The sequence below is a fragment of the Psychrobacter sp. 1Y4 genome (genome assembly GCF_051847555.1).
This window is the reverse complement of the sequence record NZ_JBPYDE010000399.1, coordinates 1-792: the sequence shown is the minus strand read 5'-3', so window position 1 is coordinate 792 and position 792 is coordinate 1. Positions and strand designations below refer to the sequence as shown.

2 protein-coding genes are annotated in these 792 nt (G+C 37.8%); both read right to left on the bottom strand.

Annotated features, from left to right (window positions below; genetic code table 11):
* Positions 1-92 precede the first annotated feature (92 nt).
* Positions 93-305: a DpnD/PcfM family protein gene (locus ACS8FC_RS16585; RefSeq protein WP_439297586.1), complete on the bottom strand. Its 213-nt coding sequence runs from the start codon at positions 303-305 to the stop codon at positions 93-95.
* A 135-nt stretch (positions 306-440) separates the two neighbouring features.
* The coding region (locus tag ACS8FC_RS16580) for a DpnI domain-containing protein (protein WP_439297585.1) at positions 441-792 on the bottom strand (352 nt) is incomplete at its 5' end.

Below are 792 nucleotides of genomic sequence, written 5' to 3'. Positions count from 1 at the left end.
TATTCTTTTGCAATGCACTGCGCGGTATCATGCCTATGAGCAGTTTGACGCTGTTGTCAGGTGATATTGTGGATTTTGAATCCGTTTAGTTGTTATTGAAAAACGACAAATTTAGTATCAATAAAATCATCTGGATATAAAACCACTTGCTCATTTCTATACATCTTTTGCGCTATTAATAACGCCTCTTGCTCATCTTCTGCGACAACTTCCACGATATTGCTTAGTGTTTCGACAATTTCAATTTGAAATGTACGTGCTGATTTCTCATCTTTTCTGGTTATATTCACGCTCAGTTCTCGCATATCGCTTCAGCTACTTATACTAAGTAGATTAGCAAAAGGATTCAAAAGAAGTGATCGTCTTTTGTTACGCAGACTTGTGTCATAAAGCAAATCGATCAATGATTTTTATATCGTGTAGGTTAAAAAGAGAAGCGACTAGTATAACTTTCGATAACGACCACGGCTTATAAATTCAATCATGCCTTTATCTCGTAATACTTGTAATTGCTGGCGAATTTTATCTTTCACATGGTTGTTTTCAGGGTATTTGAGCTGTAACTCATCAGCAAAAGCATAAACCTGATTGAGAGAAAAGCTGGCATCGAGCCGGTCGAGACACTGCCAGACATCGAGTGTCCAACCACGCGACTCTATAGATTGCGTACGTAAAAATAAGGTTTTTTGGAATTGCTGGGTAACCGACTCTTTATCTATAATTTTCTGATTTTTGACCAAAAAGACTTTGCCTGACTCTGGCACTTGGCGTAAGTCAATATTACAACCAACC